Origin of the sequence: Streptococcus suis (genome assembly GCF_046032515.1) — a bacterium.
Taxonomy (GTDB): domain Bacteria; phylum Bacillota; class Bacilli; order Lactobacillales; family Streptococcaceae; genus Streptococcus; species Streptococcus suis_AL.
In genome coordinates this window covers 1-22,147 of record NZ_JARQPJ010000030.1, presented here as the reverse complement: position 1 = coordinate 22,147, position 22,147 = coordinate 1, and the positions used below count along the sequence as shown (strand labels likewise).

The window sequence follows — 22,147 nt, the reverse complement described above, 5'->3', positions numbered from 1 at the left end:
ATAGTTTAAAAATCCTATATACCTATCTACAAAAGAAGATTATCTCAGCCAAAACTATTTATCAAAAACAGAAAGCTAAAAGAAATTTGTTAATTGTCTCCTTATTACTTTCTACTGGCATTCGGATTTCTGAGCTGTGTCATATTCAAATCAAGGATATCAATCTCACTGAACAAACACTCCAAATTCTAGGAAAAGGTAAAAAAGAGCGTATGATTTTTATTGGGGATGAACGAACTTTTCAGTTATTAAAAGCTTATATTACTTGTTATTGCAATCATACAGACGATTATTTATTTCCTGGAAAAACCCTACAAAAACCACTGACAGAACAAAGTGTTCGTTTGCTTCTAAAAACAGCCAAAATACAAACCAGACTCACTACAACTATTACACCTCATATGTTTCGCCACAGCTTTGCTACGATGTTATTAGATAATGATGTCGATATTCGGTACATCCAGCAGATACTTGGACACAGTTCTATTTCGATTACCCAGATATACACTCACGTATCACAATCAAGACAAAAAGAGATACTAAGTTCCTATAATCCAATTTCATCTATCTACACTTAATCAAAAACATACAAAAATAAAGACTACCTAGAATCAAGTAGCCCTATTTGTATTCCGTAATTCTACTTTTCACGAGGTTGGTCATCAGTCCAAGAACAAGCAGAATATTAAAAATAATAAAGAATCCTGTAAAACTCCAAATACCATTGGTGGCTAAATCTTCTGTATAGAGATACCTTTCCGTAAAGAAGAGGTAGATTCCATAGATTTCAATAAAGACTAAGCCACCGATGAGTCCGATAAGAATCAAAGCACCTGAAACTTTCACAATCCGATAAAGGACAAGCAACATCAGTCCTATTGCTACGATAATCAAAAGGCTTTGTAGAATTTGTTCCAACATCTTACACCTCTTTCTAGGCTAATTGCTTGCGATAGTAGTCAGCCTGTCCCTTGTCTAAATCATCAAGTTGGGCAACCAAATCAAGGTATTCTGCCTTCGTTACCTCATCTAAGCTTGGAAAATCATTCTCACGAGTTTTGATGATGAGTTCCAGCTGTCCAGTAATTTCACGCTTTGAAAAGCTATAATCAAGAGTTTCATCTTCATACTGTTCCTTTAAAGTTTGGTAGTTTGCCCTATCTTCTGAACTCGTAAAGCCTTGTGACAACCATTCTTCTAGTTGATAACGCATTTCTTCTACTGTTTTGGTCATGGTCTGTGCTCCTTATGTGATTTCTTGACTTCATTTTACCGCGTTCAAAAATATTTGTCAGCCTTTTTTCTTATATCTCGAGTGCTACTTGTTGCTTCATTTGGGGTGTTGTATCTTCACTAAACTTGGCCAAAGCTGCATCTATCTCTTCAATCTCTGCTTCTTTTTCAACCAAGGGAGCCAAGACATCATACTTAGCCTTTACAAGCTGATAATCTTCTTCCTTGGGGAAGACTTTTTCAACTTCTACTTTGGCTACTTGTAGCTTATCTTTTAAATCCTTTACCATCCCTTCTGTCTTTTCTTGGTCGTCTATAATATGGTCAATGGCATTACTAATCCGTTGAATGGTTCCCACATCTGATTTCAAATCAAGAGCGACTGTATATTGATTATCACCTACAATCATTAAAGAAATGGTTTCTGGTAAGGGCTCACTAGGACCTCGTGTTGTCATTTTTAAATCAAATCCTCTAAAGCTGGCAAGTGTTTTGACTTCCTTGGTCTCTGAGCGGTTATAGGTAATGAGTTTTCGCAGATAGTCCCCAGCTTCAGCACGATTATCCATTGCTTGATTGTCAAATCGCATGACAAAATCTTGCGACTTTGTTGCCAAGGATTGGGCAATATCCTTATCATATTGACTCAACCGTTTTTCCATGATAGGGAGGTGCTTCTCACTATAGGAAATGGTATGGCGATACTCGTCTTTGGAGCGATTAAAGGCTCGTTTTTGATTCTCTAAAACTGTCAGTTCATTTTCCAACTCCATTTTGAGTTTGAGATAAGGGTTTCCAGTTGCCAAGGCCTTAAAGTCTGAGGCGGTCATGGTTTGTTCATCAATGTCTTCAGCTGATCTCACAGGGTCTTTTGAGGTCATAATCTGAGTGATATATTTGAGCTTATTCTCCTGTGTCTGCCAGAGGTAATTGTCAAAGCTCCCTTTAGTGATATAGTGATAAATATCTACCTCCTGGTGCATGTTTCCTTGTCGAATTAGTCGTCCATTTCGCTGGACAATGTCTGAGGGACGCCAGGGAACATCTAAGTGGTGGACAGCTTTCATGCGTGATTGCACGTTTAGACCCGTTCCACCTTTTTCAGTCGAAGCCATGAGAATCCGTACTTCTCCGCTATTGACCTTTCTAGACAGTGAGTTTTTCTTTTCATCAGTATTGGCATCATGGACAAAGGCAATTTCTTCTTTTGGAATCCCTCGATCAACAAGCAAAGCTTTCAGTTCATTGTAGACATCAAAGCCTTCTTCCTTACTTTTAGGTGTTCCAATATCAGAGAAAATCATCTGAGTGGCTTTGTATTCAGCTCCTTCACGGTAAATCCGCTCGACATTATCGACCACTTGAAGGATTTTCTGATTATCCGATAAGGAGTAAGCAGGGGCAATCAATCGCATATCAATAGCTAGTTTTCTGGCTTCACCTGTTATCTTAAGCATGTTATCTCTACTTGGATCAACACTACCTGACTTGATAGCGTCCGAACGCTCTACCAGCTCTTCCAAATAGTATTTCTGAGCTTGCGTTAACTCGCTTTCCACCGCAATAATCTTAGCTTCAGGTACAGGTAAGTCGAGCATATCTGAGGTCTGAATATCGGCAGTTTCCTTGTAGATTCGCATGAGTTCAGGCAGGTTGACAAATTTCTTGAACCGTTTCTTGGGTTGGTACTTATCTCCTGTCGGGGCTAGTTCCATAGAGTTTTCAATATTCCCAAAAGCCCCAACCCATGAATCAAAATTGGATACCTGGTATCGCTCTAAAACATCAGGTTGAATGTAATTCATCATGGTGAAAAGTTCACTAATGGAGTTTGAGACTGGTGTTCCTGTCGCAAAAACGACATTTCTATCTCCATGCTCTGCCTGAACCTGTCTCACCTTCATCTCCATGTCTACGTTCTTTTTTGAAGTAGTATTGGTGATTCCCGCGACATTCCCAAGTCCAGTGATTGGACGGATATTCTTGAAGTGATGAGCCTCATCCACAAAAAGGAAATCAATGCCAAGGTTTTCAAATTCGATAAAGGTATCCCGCTCTAGTTTTTGGAGTTCTTCTAGTTGGTGTTCTAATCCCTTAATTGAACGCTCTGCTTCTTTGACCGTATAATCAGAATCACTTCCTAGTTTGATTTCTCTGAGTTGCTCCAGCTTGTCATTGATATAGGTAACCTGCTTCTCTCGACTCATCGGTATTTTTTCAAACTGGGAATCTCCAATGACAATGGCATCATAGTCGCCTGTGATAATACGTGATACGAACTGCTTACGTTTGGCCTTGGCAAAGTCTTTCTTAGTGGTCACATAAACTTTCTTAGTTGGGAAAAATTTCATGATTTCTTGACCAAACTGAGCAGTTAAACTAGACGGCACCACATAAAGTGGTTTATGTACCATTCCTAGTTCTTTCAACTTGAAACCAGCTCCAAGCATGGTCAAGGTTTTTCCAGACCCTACCTCATGGGCGAGTAGAGCTCGTTTTTCTTCCACAATCCGTTGAATGGCATTCTTTTGGTGGGGACGTAAGGAGATATTCTGGGCAAGTCCATCAATGGTTAAATGGCTACCATCATAGGTCTTTGATACTGTACGATTATAGAGACTGTTATAGGTGTCTTCAATCATCTGTTGGACTTCTGGATATTTTGCTACAAAATCTTGAAAGAGTTCTTGTAGGTGTGTTTCCTTGGCACGCAGGACTGTTGTTTTCTCCACATCCGTCACATTCTTTTTCTTATCCCCTTCGACAATTTGTTTGGTGATGGTTGGTTGATTGGAATTCAGGAGATTTTCAAATATTTTACGACCACTATTATAACGAGAACCTGGTACACCTAAACTCCTATCCGTTGCGTTGGAATAGGTATAGGCAAACTTAGATTGGTAAGTGATAACTCCGTCAATGGGACTGACTTCAAGGACTGTTGTTACTTCTTGGTCTGACAGTTCATAGGCTTTCCCCATAAAGGTTTCTTGGGCAAATTTTCCGTAAACAGACAAAGGAATCCAGCGTGAACCGATTCGATAATCAATGTCTGCTAAAGTAATGCGTGCTGGTTTGACTGTTTCTAGAAGTCCTGCATAATGCGGCCAGTTAAAGTCCTGATTGTCTTGTTTCACGAATAGGTCCACCACTTCTAACTTAGTGACGACATCACCTGACAGAAAGTCTTGGCGAGAAACATAGGACAGTTCCCCATTCAAATACTTCTCAGGATCAGGCATAATGAGGTCACCTAACTCCTCAATCAAGGTCATCTTCGATTCAACCTGATAGATAGACATCATATAAGCGAAATCAACACCACGTCCGTCAGCCAAACTGGAATTTAAGGCATCAAGGGCAGTATGTACCTTTTTAACCTCTTTTTCAGGACGCACTAGAGCCTTTTCAAAGGCAAGGGATTTAGTATAGATAACAGACTTTCCACTTGGATCTAGACTTTCATCTTCCAAACTAGCCAGAAGCGAATACTTATCATCACTATCAAAAAGATTGCGGTTCACTGTACTGTTTAAATACCCGTAGCGTTTGACAAAGCTATCATAGGTACGATTGAGTTTGCCTAACAAGTGGTTAAAAGTCTTCTTATCATAGTCATAATGGCGTTGAATGGCAATGACCTCTTGGTAAGCATTGCGAATATCGACCATTCCTTTGATTCGTGCCACTTCTTTATCAGACAAAGGAGCTTCATAGAAAACTGTCTTTTTATAATACCCCTTAAATTGTCCGCGTTTAGCTGCATCATCGGTCACATAGACATCCAGAGCAGTGCCATCTGTAACTTCTAAGCTATTAAATCTATCAATCTGTTTTTGGGAATGTTTGGTGTCCCATGCTTTGAAGTCGCCCTCTTCATCGACATAGTAACTGATTTCTTCCGTCTTAGTTCCGACTCGAATGCCTTTGTTATCTCGATAGTAAACTGTAGAACCCTGGTAACCAAAACTGTACTGACCCAGATTCTCCCTCATTTCAGCTGGAATGGAAGTATCCATGACTTGTTCGGTCAATACATTTGAGTTAATGAAGACCTCATTTCTATTAATCTCTCTTGGGCCTTTTACTTGATGTAGAGCAGTTTGTACACTTGTAATCAAGTTATCACTAGTCCCCTTAACAAAAAGTGTTCCACCGTTAAAGTTTCTAACTTCATAGATTCCTAGCACTTGGCTATTGTATTCTCCATCAAAGTAAGGATTGAGCCAAATACGACTATCCTTTCCATAACGAATGGAACCTGAGAAGGCTAGTTCATCTGAAACATATCCCTTGTCCAAGTGTTTCTGGAAGAACAACATATCAGTTGTGACAGTGGTTCCTGCAATGGCCTTAAAGGCAGAATCAGGCAGTCGAACCCCACCAAGAAATTCAGTTGTCTCACGAATATCTTGTAATATATTTTCTGTTCGCTTATCCATGGTTCCTGTTGAAGAGATAATGGCTACTTGCCCACCATCATGCACCAAATCAAGGGATTTTTTAACAAAATAGTCATGAATCATGTAAGGCTTATCGTACCTGTTATCCGCAATTCGTATATTGGCAAATGGCACATTTGAAATCACCAAATCAAAGCTATTGTCGTTAAAAGATACCGTCTCAAAGCCCTTAATTTCAATACGACTATTGGGATGAAGATGTTTGGCAATAGCTCCTGTGATGGTGTCTAACTCTACACCATATAGCTCACTCTTTTCTCTTAAGTGTTTGGGCATTGCCGCAAAGAAATTTCCTGTTCCCATGGAAGGGTCTAGAATTTTGCCACCTGTAAAACCATCTCTTTCCAACTTATCCCACATCTGACGGATCAGGGCAGGGTCTGTATAATAGGCTGTCAGAGAGGACTGTTTCATATCCGAATACTCTTTATCAGTGACTAGGCTTTTCAGTTCTTCTCGTTCCATAGAAAATTTTGGATTATAGTCATCAAAGAAATCATTGGCAAGTCCACCCCAGCCCACATACTTGGCAAGGAGTTCTTGTTCACTTAATGAAGCATTGCGGTGCTCTACTTCTAGATTTTTTACCAAACGAATGGCCGCAATGTTTGTCTCAACCTTATCTCTAGCAGTCTTTGGATAAAAGTCCGTCATATCTTCTGGAAAATAAAAGTCCGTTACTGGAATCTCTGGAATTGTTTCGACGACTTCCTCTTCAGGAATTTGATTATCTGATTCTTCAAGTTCAGTATCGTTATGACCTTTTTCTGAACCATCTGGTTCCAATAGTCCAATACTCTGAACTGGCTCCTCTTCCAGAAATGAGAATAGGTTTAATTCTTGGTCCGCTTCTTCTAACTCTGTTTGTTTTTCTGCCTTTAGCTGATGAAGTGCCTGACTGACTTCTTCCCAGGTCCTCATATAAAGAACTGGATTTTGTTCAATGATATCCGAAAAATCATTGACTAACTCAATCCGAATCAAACCGTTCAATCGAGCATCGCTGACCGACACGACCTCAAAGTCCTGTCCCTTATAGGAAACCAATGACCCCAGAGGATAAGTGTCCAATACTCTCTGGACTAGTGGATTTTCCGCGAATTCTTCATCAACTACTTCTTTTCTCTCAGCTTTCTCTAGCTTGCTCATCCAATCTCTGAGGGTTAAATCTGGCTGATTGCGTTTATCTTTTTCAAAATGTTCCGCATCTTCTCTACTGAGTTCTTGGTGTAAAAAGGCGTAGGCAACTTGTCGCAACTCTTCAATGAAAAGCTGACTACCAAAGAAAAATTCAACCATTTCATGACTTAGTCCCATTTGGAGTAGTTCTGTCGCAAGGGCTAGTTGAGTTACCGAGGCTTTGGGATAACCACCTAATAAAGCAAGGTCCGCATTTTTTAAACGAAAACGACCTACCGCATCCAATAAAATACCAACTTGGTCTGATTCAAACTGAGATAGCTCAATCCCTAGCTGAGTCAATTTTTCTTGATTTTCTATCCTAATAGCTCGTCCAATTTTTTCTAATTCCTTTTCTTCGACTGTAGTCAGCGTTCGTTTCAACTCATAGGGACTACCATCAGCCTCTAGATAGGTAAGTAACTCCTCGCCATCAAAGACTGGTGTCATTTCCATCTCTTTGTCAAAATCACCTCGTCTAAAACTCGGAACTCTGGAACGTTCATTTCGGATATGGTCAAAATATGTTAGAATCTCAAATTTACGTCGTAAAGATAACTCTTCATAGGCTGGTAGATGATTTGTTTTTCCAGTTCGGATATCCAGTTGGGACAAATCTACATCCAAACTAGCAATAACCAGAGAGCCCTCTTCTCGAAAAGATATTGCTTGATGAACACTTGTTTTGTGCTCATCAACAGTTTCTTCATTTTCTAGAACAGTTTCATCAGCTCTCGTTTCAAGCTCAGGCTCGTAAGTCAAGAGAAACTGCTCAATATCTCGGCTAATCCGATCAGCTAAATTATTAGCCACTCGATACACATTGACCAAATTAGCTCCCCTACTCTTTTGTAATAGAGAATCTGGTGAAATAGTTTGGTAGTGTCCATTTGAGTCTAATAATTGAAAACGAGTGGCCAGATTGAACAATGCCACTTCAATCACCAAGTCTTTTTCAGACGGCGATAGTTTGTCGAGTTTTTGGAGACCAGTTTGGCCGAAAACTTGTGTATAGGTCAATAGATCATGAGCAGTATCATAAGGACTAGCCTGGACAAAAGCTGAAACATCTGTCTCAAAGTGAAGTACCTGAACAGATTTATTAATTTCTTGCCCATTGGTTATAAACTGATGAACGAGACTATCCCACTCCTCATCAAAATGCTCAGCTTGGTAATATAAAAACGCCTCAAGCAAGGCTCTATCACGAGGAATGGTGGCTCTCATCATTTGTAGTAAGACTTCTTGATTCATTTTCCCTCCCATTTAAAAAAGGCTGAGAGTTTTTCTCAGCCCTTTGCGTTAATCTAGGACCAAGGCTCGTTGGTCTCTTTCTTGTGGAATACCTTCCATTACAGTTGCCACATAGTGTTGTAAGAAATGACTTTTCTGGTCTAGTAAATCTTTTTGCAAGGCAAGGTGAACCAAATCTCCAAAATAATCCTGACTGGAAATAGCCAATTCCTGTTGAATCATGGCCTGTAAGGTTTCAAGGCTAAGTGGTGAATAATCGTCACTATCCAAAACCTCATACTGTTCCAAGGTGTCTGAAAGACTATTTGAGGACATTAAATCCATAATAAAACTAGAGCCTTCACCTGTTCGGTACAACTTTTCCAGAATGTCAGTCATATCTGCCTGTACTTCATCCTGATAACTATCAACTTTAACTCGTAGCTCATCACTAATCAAGGATAGGTCATCCTCATCCATATAATCTTGATAAACCTGATCGAGGATTGTTCTATCAGAAATACTTAATTCCAAAGAGAGAAAGGCTTTGATAAACTCTTGGTAATCGACCTTCTCCATTTCAGACAAAGCCTCTTTCATGGTGTCAAAGTTCCAAGTCATCGTACAACTCCTTTTGTGGGACTAGTGGTGAATGTCCAGATTGTAGCTCCTCTAAATCAGCTTGACCATCACCATCTGTGTCAACAGACTGCGGATCGGTTCCCAAAGCTAGTTCCTGAGCATCTGTCAAACCATCTTGGTCTGAATCCTTTTCATAAATGGTTTTTGGATTCATCTACTTCTCCTCCTTTTTCTTCAGTCCATAAGCCGTACCAAGTAGAATACCAGCTCCAATCAAGCCCAAAAGGGATTCCTGTTCCCCTGTATTTGGCAAAATGCTTGCTGGAACAGGTGGTTCATGTACCTCAATCGGTGGTTGAGGTGGTGTGGGTTGATTTGGACTTGGTTCTTCAGGTTCAGGTGTATGTGTTACAACTGTATTTGAGCTGATGACATAGCCATTCACTGTATGGAGATAGGTATTCTCCACCTGACCAGTCGCAATCCGTTTCATCTGAAGGTAAACATCTGCCTGAAAGGCTGAATCATTAGAGATAGTCTCTAAGAAGGATTTATCAAATGAAATTGACACGAGGCCATTTTCTGTATCCACCTGTTGCAAGGTATATTTCGTAACTTCTGTCCCCTCTTTTAAGACAGAACCGTCTTTGAGGGTAACATCCGTCATCAGATAGCTTCGGTAAACACCATTATATTCATCATGCTTTTCATCATAGTTATCTTCAAAACCATATTCAAATAATTCTGTCGCACGATTACTTGGAATCATCGCTCCAACTAAGCGATAGTTAAAGATTTGATGCAAGGCCACTTCTTTCCCATCAAGGCTCTCATCTTTATGAGATAAGTCAATCATCACATCTTTTTGTGGGTCTAATTTTGGAACATTATTGACCACTGTTTCCGTGACATAAGCCAAGCCAAAATCAATCTGATAGGCTGTATTTTCATACTGACCACCTGTTTTGGTCAGCTCATTTTTAACCGTCATCGGAAGGGTGACAACCAAGGTTTGACCAGTCTTGACATAGGTCTCATAAAAGTTTTTTGGATCATCACTACTAAGAACTTGAATGGCTCCTTTAGGTGTAAACTGACGTTTAGCCATGGCATCTTGAACGACTTTCGGAGCTTCTGACAAACTTGCGTAGGTGCTGACAGAGAAACCAGATACACGATTGCCATCCTTATCCAAAACTTGAATGCCATCAGAATTTAGGGTAAGGGCTTCCTCTGGGTAATCGTCTACCATGTAAAATCCCTTGGCAAGAACATCATTCGTCACGACCATGTCCTTGTATTGACTGTAATCCAAGACAATTTTGTAATAATTGACTGTATTCGGAAGGACAGTCTTTCCATCAATTGAAATGCCTTCTTGATTGGTATTAGACTTGTGTGGAGTTACTTTAGGGACAAAATTGGTCACCGTATTAGTTTCATATGCTTGTCCAAAATCCACCTGATAGGCCACGTTTTCATAAGACTTCCCTGAATTAATCATGGTTTCCAAAACAGTCATCGGAGTGACAATGGTAATATTCTCCCCCTTGGTCACATAAGATTCATAAAAGGCTTGTGGGTCTTCAGGCATGAAAACTTGGAAAGCTCCTTTAGGCTGAATTTTTTGTTTAGATAGAGCTGCTTGTAAGGTGTTAGGAGCTTCTGATAATTGAGCATAGGACTTCACCATAATTCCTGAAACTGTTTTGCCATCAGTTGTGATAAACTGAATAGTTGCTTCATCCGGCAATAAAGCTTCTTCTGGATAATCATCCACAAAGTAAAAACCTTGTGCAATCTGAGACTTGTCTGCTTTAATCCCTCGGTATTGGTCCAAATCCCATGAGAGTGTATAGTGATTTTGAGTTCCCACAAGCATGGGCTTCCCATTGATGTCCACTTTGTCTTTATTGAGGTTTTGTTTCTTAGGTTCTGGAGAAACAAGGGTGTTGGTCACTTCCTTGGTTTCATAGCCATTGCCGAAATCCACTTGGTAAGCCTTGTTTGTATAGGTCTTTGTCTGACCATAGAGACTATCTTTAACCGTCATTTTGGTCAGTAAAGCTAAAGATGTACCTGTTTTGACATATTGGTCATAAAAGGCTTGGTTGTCATCTGGCATAAAGACTTGAAAGGCACCAGTCGGTGTAATCTTAGCACGAGCTAATTTATCTTGAAGGTCTTTAGGGGCATTATTTAACGAAGCATAGGTTTTAACCGTTATGCCTGATACTTCCTGACCATCAAGCGTTGTTATAGCCGTGCCATTTTCCACCACGTCAAGCACTTCCTCTGGGTAATCATCCACAAAGAAGAAGCCTCGTGCAATTGTCTCTTTAGCAGAACGAACTCCCTTATACTGGTCCAAATCCCAAGTCAATCGGTAGTGGTTGGTTGTACCAAGAGCTACGACCGTATCGTTAATGAGAACACCATCCGCATTTTCATTGTTTTTATCTGGCATAATAAGTGTGGTTGTTTCCCCATCACCTGGTGTACGAACCGTCACAATATTTGAAGTGACTGTATAGGCATTGGCTGTGCCCTTGTTCAAAAGCAACTTGTAGCTATTAGAATAGGTTGCCCCATCATTTTGAACAGTTCCATAAAGTTTGGGAGCGGTCAATTGATAAACCTTGGTTAAATCTTTATTCACCTCCTGCAACAAGTTTTCCTTTGCGGTCAAGGTCACAAAATTCTTAGTCTCATCAAAGCTAAGGACATAGTTTCCATTCTCTTTTTGTGTTGTTTCCTTATCAAACAGGTAACCAGCAGGCAAGTAGTCCTCAAAAATGAGACTAGTCGTTTGAGAACGATTGGACGATAAGGCATCAACTGTTAAGGGATAAATCACCGTTGAATCTTTTGCGACAGTTTTCTCATGAAGATTAGCTTGGTCACTATTGACTACTTCTTTCATAATCTCTGGAGTTGTCGTCAAACGGTACGCATGATAATGAACAGTCGGAACTTGTGGTGGCGTTGGAAGTTCTTTTGGAATAGGTTTAACAGGTAAGGTTACCTTGGTCAAAGTTAGACTAGGCTGTACCACTTCTTCCAAAGGCTTTGGCGTGAAGGTTACTGGCTTTTCTGGTGTAAATGTTTTAGGAGTAAAAACATCTGGTGTTACCGTAATAGGTTCAGGAACAGGCTCAAGTTCCACCGTTACATGAGGTTTGGGACTATAAGGTGTTACTGTACGTGCCACTGGTAGGGTATTTAAGGCAAACCAGTAAGACAAGCCAACATTCTGTGGCATATCGCCTTGCCCAAACAAAGGTGACTGTATAGGTATTTCCTGATGTAACTGTTGAGACAATAGCTCCTTTATAAGCATAACGACTTGATGTGGTATCCCATTCCTCAGGTAAATTCAAATCACTTGCACGGTTGGAACCCAAAGAACGAGCCAGACCCTCATCGGTCACTTGGATGGTTGAACCATTAATCGGCACAAATTTCCCAGATGAATCTTTAACATATTCTAGACCAATGTCATTATGATTGAGGGAAGAATGCGTGAAAACACCTGGCTTTTCATTGGAGAAGGTAACTTGCGACCCATCTTCCAAGAAATACTTGGCAGTCACACGAAACTCCATCTTGTCTGTTCGCCAGTCCCCATTTCCATCATTTCGATAGGCAATAAAGCCCTCGGTAGGATCGTTTGGTACAACCAATTTTACGGAATTGGTTCCAGCTGGTGACACAAGATTGGTAATATCGTAACTCACACGACTAATCTTTTTGCCATCAAATCGTGCATTTTGAAGATTTTGATAGTTAAAACTGAGGGTCTCACCTGTTTTGAAGCTATCATAGACAAAGAAGCCCGTGGAATCTAAAATTCTTGAGTACCCACCCAGCATGGCATCGCCAGTTGAAATGATCTGATCAGGATTTCGGGTAATGGCTCCATGTTGTGCTTGTGGCTCACCGTTATTGAGATTGAGGGCTTGAGCAAGGGCTTCAGAAATATAACCTTCTTCACCTTTTGAAATCTCGGCTAAGTCACGTTGATAGCGTTCCATTTCTTTGGCATTGTAGGCATCAATCGCTTCATTTTCTTTTCTGGCAGCTTTTTCTTTTTCTTGATTGCGTATTGTAATGGCTTCAATCTCAGCTACTCGATCTGAAACTAATTGTTGTTTCTCCTGATTAGCCTGATCCACCGCAGCTTGACCTGCACGATTTTCAGCATCTACAGCTGCTTGACCTGCCTGATTACGCCTTTCAATGGCTTCGTTATCTGCCTTTGCCTTAGCAAGACCAGTTTCATTTTCTTTTTGAATGACCTGATTTTTCGCAACAATTTCATCTGCCTTGGTTTTCTTTGTTAGATAATCCGCTACAGCTTGTTCGTTAGTTGATTGAATGGTTTCAACAGCCTTGCCATAGTTTGTATAGTCTAGTACAGATGTCCCGTTTCCTGATGAAACTACTTGTTCTTTTACTGTCACATCAGCATCTGCATACTGAGATTTTAGGTCATTGACTTTGGTATCAACCCAAGCATTTATCCCCTTCCCAGTTTGGTTGGCACCTTCATAGGCCTGTGTCAGCTCCTTATTTTCTTGTTCGACGCGAGCTTTATCCGATTCGTATGTCGCTTTATCAGCTTTGTAGGATTCAGTAACTTCATTAATAGCCTCAACCTGTTTTTGGGCATCTGCTTCTGCTTTTGAAATTTGTTGGTTGGTCTCTGACGCAGAAGTTGTATTCCCCAAGTCCATTGGACTATCTTCAACCGTAGAAACACCTTCAGCCATTGCTTCTTCAACTGCTTGTGTTACCGTATCATGTGGTACGGTGACAGCAATTGCACCGTTAGATTGTCCAGTTAACGCTAAACTTTCAGTTTGTTCAGATACAGGGTTTGGCTGTGCTTCTGGTAAATTCGTGGCTGGATTTTCCGTTCGTTGAATGGTGGTGTCAACTGATGGTGTAACTTCATCAGCATGTGCAACCGTTCCTCCCCAAGCAACAACAGCTGTCACCATGGTTCCAAGGGCAACCGAACATAGAGTGCGATATTTTTTACTCTTGCGAAAGACGTGTTTCTCGCCTTTTTCCTGATTGACAAGAAAGTGATGATTACATGTTTTGGTCATAAATAGTCCTTCTTTTCTTTTTTATGTAGCAACAAACTGTCACTCTTTATTAGATACGAGGGCGTTAAGCGAGCACGACAAAAATAGGAGTTTTGACGAAGAACTTTCCGTTCTAGGAGAAACTCTCTTTTTTGAACAGCTCGTAGCCCAAGTTCAATACCATCATAAAAAAGAAGGCTTGATTTTGTTATCACAATCAGTTCATGGAAAAGAAAATGTTGCTTTTACACCACAAATGTTGTAAAATTGTAGTGTAAAAGCAACATAGGAAGGAGTAAGCATGTCAAAAAAAGAGATTCTACTTGAATTTATAGAAAACCACAATGGCATTATCACCTATAAAGATTGTAAAGCTCTAAATATTCCAACAATATATTTGACAAGACTAGAAAAAGAAGGAATTATATACCGCGTCGAAAAAGGAATTTTCCTAACCCAGAATGGAGACTACGACGAATACTACTTCTTTCAGTACCGATATCCCAAGGCTGTTTTCTCTTATATCTCAGCGCTTTACCTTCAACAATTTACAGATGAAATTCCTCAATATTTTGACGTAACCATTCCTAGAGGCTACCGTTTTAATACTCCTCCAGCTAATCTGAACATTCATTCCGTTTCTAAGGAATATAGCGAATTAGGAATTACTCTTGTAAAAACCCCTATGGGAAACGAGGTAAGAGTCTATGATTTCGAACGTATTATCTGTGATTTTGTGATTCATCGAGAAAAAATAGATACTGAGCTTTTTGTCAAAACACTTCAACATTACGGAAACTATCCTAAAAAAAATCTTACAAAACTCTATGAATATGCGACAAAAATGAACACCTTGGACAAGGTCAAACAAACTCTGGAGGTCCTAGTATGAATAAAGCTAAGCTAACAGCACTCTGTCATAAAATATCAAAGAATACTGGATTAACCTTTAATTCCGTGATGACCTATTACTTTTTAGAAGTGATTTTGAAAAAATTAAGTCAGAGTACCTACTCAAATCACTATATCTTCAAAGGAGGATTCCTACTGTCAAATGTTATTGGAGTTGAATCTCGTAGCACGGTTGATATTGATTTTTTGTTCCATCAAATGACACTCTCAGAAGATACTGTGAAGCAGCAACTCAAGGAAATTTTAGCAGATTCAGAAGAAGGTATTTCTTTCACGATTCAATCTATCACAGCTATTAAAGAAAGTGATGACTATGGTGGCTATCGTGCAACCATTTTGTGCCAACTTGAGAATATTAAACAAGTTATCCATTTGGATATTGCGACAGGTGATGTTGTAACTCCTCAGCCGATTACATACAATTATAAAGCAATTTTTGATAACGAGAATTTTCCAATCATTGCTTATACCATTGAAACAATCCTAGCTGAAAAACTCCAGACCATCTACTCACGCAACTTCTTGAACAGCCGAAGCAAAGATTTTTACGATGTTTATATTCTTTCAAAACTGAAGAAAGAAGATATTGACTTCATTCAATTGAATAATGCCTGTCAGAGAACCTTTTCCTATCGCGAAACTGACCTCGATTTTGATAAAATGATTGAACTACTTGAGAGATTCAAAGCTGACCCTATTCAGAATAAACAATGGCAAAATTATTCGAAAAAATATAGCTATACAAAGGGGATTTCACTTGCAGACGTTCTTGATGAGATGATTCGTCTCATAACAATTCTCATTTCTAGAAATTCTGATTAAAACTTTTAAGTATCCCATTAAGTAATCATGACATAAAAACAAAAAGGATATGCTAACAAATCCAATCATTGTTAGCATATCCTTTTTTATTTCGTCGTATAAGCAAAACTTAAGCTACTATCCACTCCAGATAATTTTCGGAAGGTGTAGTTGGGGTTGCCATTGTAGTTGGTCTCGGAGATAAGGAATGAGCCATCTGGGTAGACTTTTTATAGCGATAGGTAAAACTTTGATACTATCTCCATCTTTTCCCCCGCTTCACACCGTGCGTGCGACTTTCACCGCACACGGCGTTCCATCAATAGTGTATTATCACGATTTTGCTTTATCGTGCTATATTAATATGATTAACATGGTTATTCTAAGTTCAAATTTTCTTTCAATAATGGTGGATTTCCTACAAGTTCTCGCAACTGATTTAATTTGGTCAGTCCTGTACTACTCAAATTCAAAAGCTGAAAGAGATTTTTGATAACCTTCTCATTTGTTGCGTGAATCAGGCGATGAATATCTCGTCCAACAATGATAAGGTTCCTATAAGAGTCATCCTTTGTTTCTGACCAAGGTCTCTTATGGTGACAATGAATATCATCCATATCCAATTCCTTACCGGTTACAGCACATTTCCCTTTTTGAGCTACAAATAAAGAAATTCGATTATCATTGTATTCAACTGTTGCACGCTTATTTATAATTGGGTGTTCTCTCAGCCATTTTAATTTCCATATTTCAACAGATTCCTGTTGTTTATGAATCAATTTTCTCCCCTCAGGAGTATACCTATTCAGATTCTTATTTCTTCCTTTTAACGTCCTCGTCTTGACATAGCTAATTGGAAGAATTGGATAACCCATTAAGTACCGAATATTTTGAGATTGGAGGTAGGGGAGGAGTCCTTTATCTTTTCCCTTGTATTCTCCTTTTTTTGTCAGACCTTTCGCCTGCAATCGATTTTTAAAAGAGAGATAAAGCTGATAATGAATTTCTTCTAAATCCTTACTCACATGTGTTGCCATACTATAGTAGTTATGAATACCGATAACCATACTATTATACTTCTGTATTTCACGAATAATTGTTTCTTTAACACCTTTAATTTGTATCAATTTCATCTGCTGTTTCAGTTGATGCTTAATACGTTTCTTGGCTTTCGGTGCAATATGAGAAAAACAGACAAAACGATTATTCTTAGAAACCAGCTTTAAAGTAATCCCAAGGAATTCACTGCTTTTCTTTCTAAGATTGGTAATTTGAGATTTTTCCTTCGAAACAGGAAGGTTAAGTCGCTCTTTTAACCACAATTTTGCAGCCTTAAACGTTCGCTCTGCCTCATTCCTATTTCGACAAAAGATTTTAAAATCATCCGCATATCGAACAATATACATCTCTTTTAGTGTCGTTGAAGCTCGCAGCTTTCTATAAACATGTGACTTGTGTCTTGTTCCCTTGGAATTATATTGAGGAACTAATTCCTTGCAATCTCTTTCTTCCCATTGTCGTCCTATCCACCAATCAAATTCATTAAGATTGATATTGGCAAGTAGCGGAGATAGGATACCTCCTTGTGGTGTGCCCTTAGTTGGATGGCTCACTTTTCCATTCGGAAGAACAATTGGTGCTTTTAACATTTTTCGAATAATCACTAGAAGTTGTTTGTCCCTGATGCCTAAGGTCCAGATTTGACGCATTAACTTAGTATGATTCACTTCATCAAAAAAGCCTTTAATATCAACGTCAACGACATAAGTCATATGACTTTTATTCATACGATACATACAGTCCATAATAGCGTTATCAGCTGACCGTAGAGGTCTAAATCCATAACTATGTTTGTAAAATTTAGCTTCACATATTGGCTCTAACACTTGTAAAATACACTGTTGAGCAATCCTATCCCACATTGAGGGAATGCCTAGTGGTCTTTTCTTTCCATTTGGTTTAGGAATCTCTACTCTTCTGACCTTTCTGGGTCTATAATATTGAAATCTTCTTTGAACTTTATAGATAAAGTCTTCTTGGGTCAGATTTTCTAAATCTTTAATGGTAACACCATCTACTCCTTCGGTTTGACTACCACCATTCCGCTTAATGGTACGATAAGCGAGCAGTATATTCTCGGGAGATGTGATAATGTTCATTAAGTTCTTAAAACTGAATCCATTTTGACTTTTGGAATATAAATCATCAAATATCTCGGTCATGCCATAGTATTCCGCATACCTTAGTTTTTGATGTTTTAATAGTTTGTCATCATTTTTTGGTTTCGTCATGGTCTATCACTCCTCTCTTTGGATTCGTGACCTTTTATGTCTTACAAGAATCCATGAAATGATAAAGTTCATAACAATACACTATTGACTGGTGGCTGTTCCTCCAGTATCATTACAACACTTTCAAAGGTCGTGCCACCACTCTCACTAGAGATTAAGGAAAGTTATGATTTCCTTTCCAATGTTTCTCTGGTTGTGCAACCTCCACATCTCTAGCTTTCGACGTTCCCTTATCTTTATCAATACTAAACTTAGGTGCCTAGCTATACCCCTTCAACTTTGATATGCCTGTAACATATCAAGGAATTTCATATCGTCGATTCTTACTCTTCCTCAAGTTGAAACAACTTACGTTGTTATACGCATTTCTACGTACTCGCCTTTGGAGCGTACATTCGCTGGTTCGTCAGTGCTCATGCACATTCTCACCCTATTTAGTTTTTAATGACTCCCGACCTATCAGATACATATTCCACCTCTGGAACACTTTCGATTCTTAAGTCCTTAAGAATGACGGTATCTTTCAGCCGACTTCACCGAGCTTCATACCTTTACCTTTGCACCAGATAAACGCATGTCGGAGTATTAGAGAAATCGTTTCAGGGCGTTACCCCTTCATTCCAATTTTCAAGATAAGAGTTCTCCATTCTATTCAAATTTAACCTGATTATCAGGTTGATTTTTCAAGAACGTGTCTAACCTTTTCAGTTAGAAACGTCTCGCACCAACGAAAGCCACATGTCCGTATTCTGTTGGTGTGCCATGTCCTCCTCCCGCAAAGGAAAGGATAGCTCCTGCTTGTGGACTTGTCCCTGTCTCTCCACCGAGACTTGCGGCTGTTCGTACCCAATCTTGGCCATTGCCCATGGTACTGATAATTGGAATCTTCTCACCATTTTTACCTTTGAGTTTTAGCCCCAATTGGTTGATACGGGCTGCAACTCCCCAAGTACATTGGCCGTAAGCATATCCCATACCGTCACCACCTCCTGGAATAGAGTTTTCAAAGAGGTCGCCTCGTACAGCTTCAAGAGCTTTGGGGTCACTTTGTGCTGTCCCACCGTTGGGTTGACTAAAGCCTTTTTCAACTTGGTAATACCACTCACTTGCTCGTGTCTGACGTTCAAGTAGCTTATCACCACTATTTCCTTCCCAGTAAATGAGAAATAGTTGGGCAAGACTAGCTGGACTTCCTGAATTTTTGAAGAAGTCCTTTAACCAGTTGGTGTAATAAGGACTATCCCCATGCAACATGAAATCCAGTTGTAACCCTAAGTCATACCATTTTTGATGTTTTCCTTTGGCATATTCCAACAATAAAGTATGTCTGCGTGACCCATCCGAGGTATCTGTCCATTGTCCTAAGCCTAAACCACGTTTGAGAATATTTGGGTAACGCCCATTATATATAGTTGGACCATTGAGTGAAAGCCAGCCCTCATCATCCCACGAACCGTCTGTCGCACCAACAGGTGGAGATAGATAGTCGCCCTCCGCACGCTTGGGATTAATAGAGGATTCTACCGACCAATTTCCTAAAATAGCTGCGATGGCTTGATTGGTCGCTCCTTTGCTTTTAAGATAGTCATAAATTACCTTGGCTCTCTCGAACTCATCGCCGCTAAACTGACCGATAGTTGGAAGAATGGTGGTCTGAACCTGGATCACTTTTGGAAAGTAGAATGCTGGATTGACATAGACCAACTTATCCGTATCATCATCAACTTTTTGATAGGTGACCTTTAGACCCGTTCCATCCTTGGTTTGACCAATAATGTCTCCTGCCAAGACTTGTTGATTTTCACTCACACGACCTGAATGAATGCCAAACAAGGTTAGTTTAGTCTTATTCACTCCCTTACCAGATGTCAAAACAACGTTCTCTCCATCAAGAGATACCTTGCCATCCATAGGAGCCACAATGACTTGACCTTCTTTTGCTTCTAAGATGATATGGTGATGAAGCGTTGGTTTCTCATCAATGACCTCATAACCATATCGGTAGGTCATGTTTAAGCTATCCTCATCGGTCTGTCCCTGAAAGGGATTGTCCAATTCTTGAAGGGCTAAATAGTTGCCTTCTTCGGCCAATTCCTTTAGTTCTTCTTGATCCTCATCAGACAGCTTGTAAGCAGGTTCTTTATATAAGTCAGACATGGATTTAATAGAATCTCCACCATTTAAGTCCGGCCACACTTGACTGAGAAACGATTTGTAGGTCACACCACCTGTTTCCATGAAATCGTCAAGCTGGTAGTCTTGGTATTGATGATTCATGTAAACCATAACCTCATCAATCTTGGTGAAATAGGTAATTCCCTTTTCGTTGGTTCTTGTATGCTCCGCATCTTCCCACGTCATGTGGGTGTAGCTCTTACTCAATTCTATCTCATCTTGTTGAATGACACTGCTTCCTGAAATACTCATGAAAAAGCTCATCATCAAAAGGAGTATCAAAAGAATGCCTGAGCCAATCCAAGTCAAAGGATTTCCCGCAAGGACAGAAAAGAAAGTCATACTTCCCTTAATGGCTTGTGCAATCCCCTTAATTCCTGCTAGACTGTGCTTTCTGCCATGCTTTAAAAAGGTTTGGTAGCGTCTTCTTGATTTAAGCGGTTTCTGGCGTGTGAACCCTTTTCCCTTTTTGAAGTTCTGGAATCGTTCCTTTCCATGAGAAAATTTTGTTTTGGTAAACCGCACACCAGTCTGTCCACTTTTTACTGCCACCTTACCTGCTTGATAGGTAAACCTGCCATAGCGTCTGACTTTCAGGCTAGTATCCTTTAGGGTTCTAAGTCCATCTAAATCATCATCCTGTGATACCAAGTCAAACGATTCAGATGCAGCTAAGCCTAATCCAACTTTGAATTTGGTAGAGTTTTTCTTAGTCTTTTGGACTTTCTTGAGTTGTTTAACCTCACGCTTGGCAGAACTTACTTCTTTTTCTGCACTTAGTCGATCAAATGTTTTTTCTTGGTGAAACTGAAAACGAGACTTCAGGGAAGGATTTTCTTTTTGGAAAGTAAACTTGGAATCAACTGCCTGTTGTTTCTCACTTAGTTTCACTTCTGACAAATGTTTTCTTGCCGTCCGCAAACGCTCTTGAGCTTGCGGAAGTCGATAGTTCTTGATTTCCTTTACCTTCAATAGTCTAGGAGATACATAGGTAATTTCTTTTAGGAACTTCTCTTCTGCTTCCTTTTGGCTACTGAGTAGATTTCCTTTTAACTCTGTTTTCTTATCTTGAAACAGAGAATTTTGGGCTGGTTTTCGAAATCGTCCTTTTTTAGGAACAGTCTGTTTTAAGGTCCTAACTTCTTTCCGATAATGCATACGGACCGATTTTAAGTTGCTTCGAAAGTTTTGCCTAGCCTGTTTGACTAGCTTTTTATCCTCTTTCATCTCATGTCCTCATTTTTTCAGGGTCCGTACTCATGATGTCAAAGAGCTTGGTGTGTTGTGGAATCTTATTTTTGAATGGAACAACGGTGGAACCGGCCTTAATTAAGCCTGCCCCTTTTTCAGGATTGACCAAGTATTTCTCCAATTCCTTGGAAAGTCCAAGCATATGTACCAATTCTTCGCGATCGCTCTTGGCCTGTTTTAAAAGAATCATAAACTCGCTATTGGCAATAATGCGTCTACCATTAGCATCCAAAAGAAGAGTTTCTACATTCTGAGTAATGCCTGTCGGTATCGCCCCATACTTACGGACACGACTCCAAAGTTTAAAGAAGAAATCAGAGGCATATTTGTCCAATAAGAGTAGCTGCATTTCATCAAAGTAAATCCAGGTTTTCTTCCCTAGCTTTTGGTTTTTGACCACACGATTCCAAATCTGGTCAAAGATAACCATGAGGGCAATTTGTTTTAATTCATCGCCTAACTTTTTGACATTGTAAATCAGGAAATGACTGTCTGTTTTAATATTGGTCCGATGTGAAAATATGTCCAGCGACCCTTCCACATAGAGTTCCATATCCAGTGCCAAGTCCTTAGCTTCCTGTTCAGGTTGTTGAGCTAAGACAAAGACCCATTCGACCAAGGACGGTGTGTCAAAATGCTTATAGGTGAGTCGTGTCACACGGTCAATCAAGGATTTTTCACGACCATCCATTTTACGGTCCAAGAGCTTTCCAATCCAAGACAAGAGAAATTCGGACTTGACCTTAACCGGATCCTCATCCATATTCTCATCTGATAGATCTAATACATTTAAGAAGGTAGTGGAATCTGGGGCAATATCAATACTCTCCCCGCCAAAGGCTTGACCGATAATACTATAGTCGAGTAGGTTAGTGGTATTACTACCACCTTCCTCTCTAAGAACCGTACGTGAGAGTTTCCCCTCATACGGCTC

Annotated in this window: 11 protein-coding genes and 2 pseudogenes; 3 read left to right on the top strand and 10 right to left on the bottom strand. The window is 39.7% G+C overall.

Annotated features, from left to right (window positions below):
• A partial coding sequence (locus tag P7J49_RS10775) for a tyrosine-type recombinase/integrase (protein ID WP_408570667.1) occupies nt 1–578 on the top strand: 578 nt, incomplete at its 5' end.
• A 43-nt stretch (nt 579–621) separates the two neighbouring features.
• Here the strand turns inward: P7J49_RS10775 and P7J49_RS10770 are convergent.
• From P7J49_RS10770 to P7J49_RS10745, 6 genes and pseudogenes are all read right to left on the bottom strand, one after another.
• The gene (locus tag P7J49_RS10770) at nt 622–921 is read right to left on the bottom strand and encodes a DUF5966 family protein (RefSeq protein ID WP_024405549.1); all 300 of its coding nucleotides are present in this window, start codon (nt 919–921) and stop codon (nt 622–624) included.
• 13 nt (nt 922–934) lie between these two features.
• On the bottom strand, nt 935–1,234 hold the full coding sequence (locus P7J49_RS10765; protein ID WP_408570666.1) for a DUF5962 family protein: 300 nt from the start codon (nt 1,232–1,234) through the stop codon (nt 935–937).
• Nucleotides 1,235–1,304: 70 nt separating this feature from the next.
• Complete coding sequence (locus P7J49_RS10760; RefSeq protein ID WP_408570665.1) at nt 1,305–8,129, bottom strand: SNF2-related protein; 6,825 nt, start codon at nt 8,127–8,129, stop codon at nt 1,305–1,307.
• 48 nt (nt 8,130–8,177) lie between these two features.
• Entirely contained in the window at nt 8,178–8,729 is a 552-nt protein-coding gene (locus P7J49_RS10755) for a hypothetical protein (protein WP_408570664.1), read from the bottom strand.
• Nucleotides 8,713–8,904: a calcium-binding protein gene (locus P7J49_RS10750; RefSeq protein WP_208581405.1), complete on the bottom strand. Its 192-nt coding sequence runs from the start codon at nt 8,902–8,904 to the stop codon at nt 8,713–8,715. Before P7J49_RS10750 ends, P7J49_RS10755 begins: the two co-directional genes overlap by 17 nt.
• Nucleotides 8,905–13,804, bottom strand: a pseudogene (locus P7J49_RS10745) (SspB-related isopeptide-forming adhesin).
• 280 nt (nt 13,805–14,084) lie between these two features.
• Here P7J49_RS10745 and P7J49_RS10740 point away from each other — a divergent pair.
• Nucleotides 14,085–14,675: a type IV toxin-antitoxin system AbiEi family antitoxin domain-containing protein gene (locus tag P7J49_RS10740; RefSeq protein WP_192370006.1), complete on the top strand. Its 591-nt coding sequence runs from the start codon at nt 14,085–14,087 to the stop codon at nt 14,673–14,675.
• Nucleotides 14,672–15,517, top strand: a complete 846-nt coding sequence (locus tag P7J49_RS10735) for a nucleotidyl transferase AbiEii/AbiGii toxin family protein (RefSeq protein WP_408556178.1) — start codon at nt 14,672–14,674, stop codon at nt 15,515–15,517. Before P7J49_RS10740 ends, P7J49_RS10735 begins: the two co-directional genes overlap by 4 nt.
• Before the next feature lie 86 nt (nt 15,518–15,603).
• On the opposite strand, the pseudogene P7J49_RS10730 reads toward P7J49_RS10735, so the two are convergent.
• The 4 genes and pseudogenes from P7J49_RS10730 to P7J49_RS10715 all read right to left on the bottom strand — a co-directional run.
• Nucleotides 15,604–15,726: pseudogene (locus P7J49_RS10730) on the bottom strand (CHAP domain-containing protein); the annotation flags it as partial.
• A gap of 147 nt (nt 15,727–15,873) precedes the next feature.
• Nucleotides 15,874–17,787, bottom strand: coding sequence for a group II intron reverse transcriptase/maturase (gene ltrA, locus P7J49_RS10725; protein ID WP_408570663.1), 1,914 nt, complete (start codon nt 17,785–17,787; stop codon nt 15,874–15,876).
• Between the two features lie 708 nt (nt 17,788–18,495).
• Entirely contained in the window at nt 18,496–21,189 is a 2,694-nt protein-coding gene (locus P7J49_RS10720) for a phage tail tip lysozyme (RefSeq protein WP_408570662.1), read from the bottom strand.
• Between the two features lies 1 nt (nt 21,190).
• A partial coding sequence (locus tag P7J49_RS10715; protein ID WP_249547676.1) for a VirB4-like conjugal transfer ATPase, CD1110 family occupies nt 21,191–22,147 on the bottom strand: 957 nt, incomplete at its 5' end.

What these genes read in the sequence shown, in the direction of transcription:
- P7J49_RS10770 (WP_024405549.1), bottom strand. Translation starts at nt 921, where the DNA reads ATGTTGGAACAAATTCTACAAAGCCTTTTGATTATCGTAGCAATAGGA.
- P7J49_RS10765 (WP_408570666.1), bottom strand. Translation starts at nt 1,234, where the DNA reads ATGACCAAAACAGTAGAAGAAATGCGTTATCAACTAGAAGAATGGTTG.
- P7J49_RS10760 (WP_408570665.1), bottom strand. Translation starts at nt 8,129, where the DNA reads ATGAATCAAGAAGTCTTACTACAAATGATGAGAGCCACCATTCCTCGT.
- P7J49_RS10755 (WP_408570664.1), bottom strand. Translation starts at nt 8,729, where the DNA reads ATGACTTGGAACTTTGACACCATGAAAGAGGCTTTGTCTGAAATGGAG.
- P7J49_RS10750 (WP_208581405.1), bottom strand. Translation starts at nt 8,904, where the DNA reads ATGAATCCAAAAACCATTTATGAAAAGGATTCAGACCAAGATGGTTTG.
- P7J49_RS10740 (WP_192370006.1), top strand. Translation starts at nt 14,085, where the DNA reads ATGTCAAAAAAAGAGATTCTACTTGAATTTATAGAAAACCACAATGGC.
- P7J49_RS10735 (WP_408556178.1), top strand. Translation starts at nt 14,672, where the DNA reads ATGAATAAAGCTAAGCTAACAGCACTCTGTCATAAAATATCAAAGAAT.
- ltrA (WP_408570663.1), bottom strand. Translation starts at nt 17,787, where the DNA reads ATGACGAAACCAAAAAATGATGACAAACTATTAAAACATCAAAAACTA.
- P7J49_RS10720 (WP_408570662.1), bottom strand. Translation starts at nt 21,189, where the DNA reads ATGAAAGAGGATAAAAAGCTAGTCAAACAGGCTAGGCAAAACTTTCGA.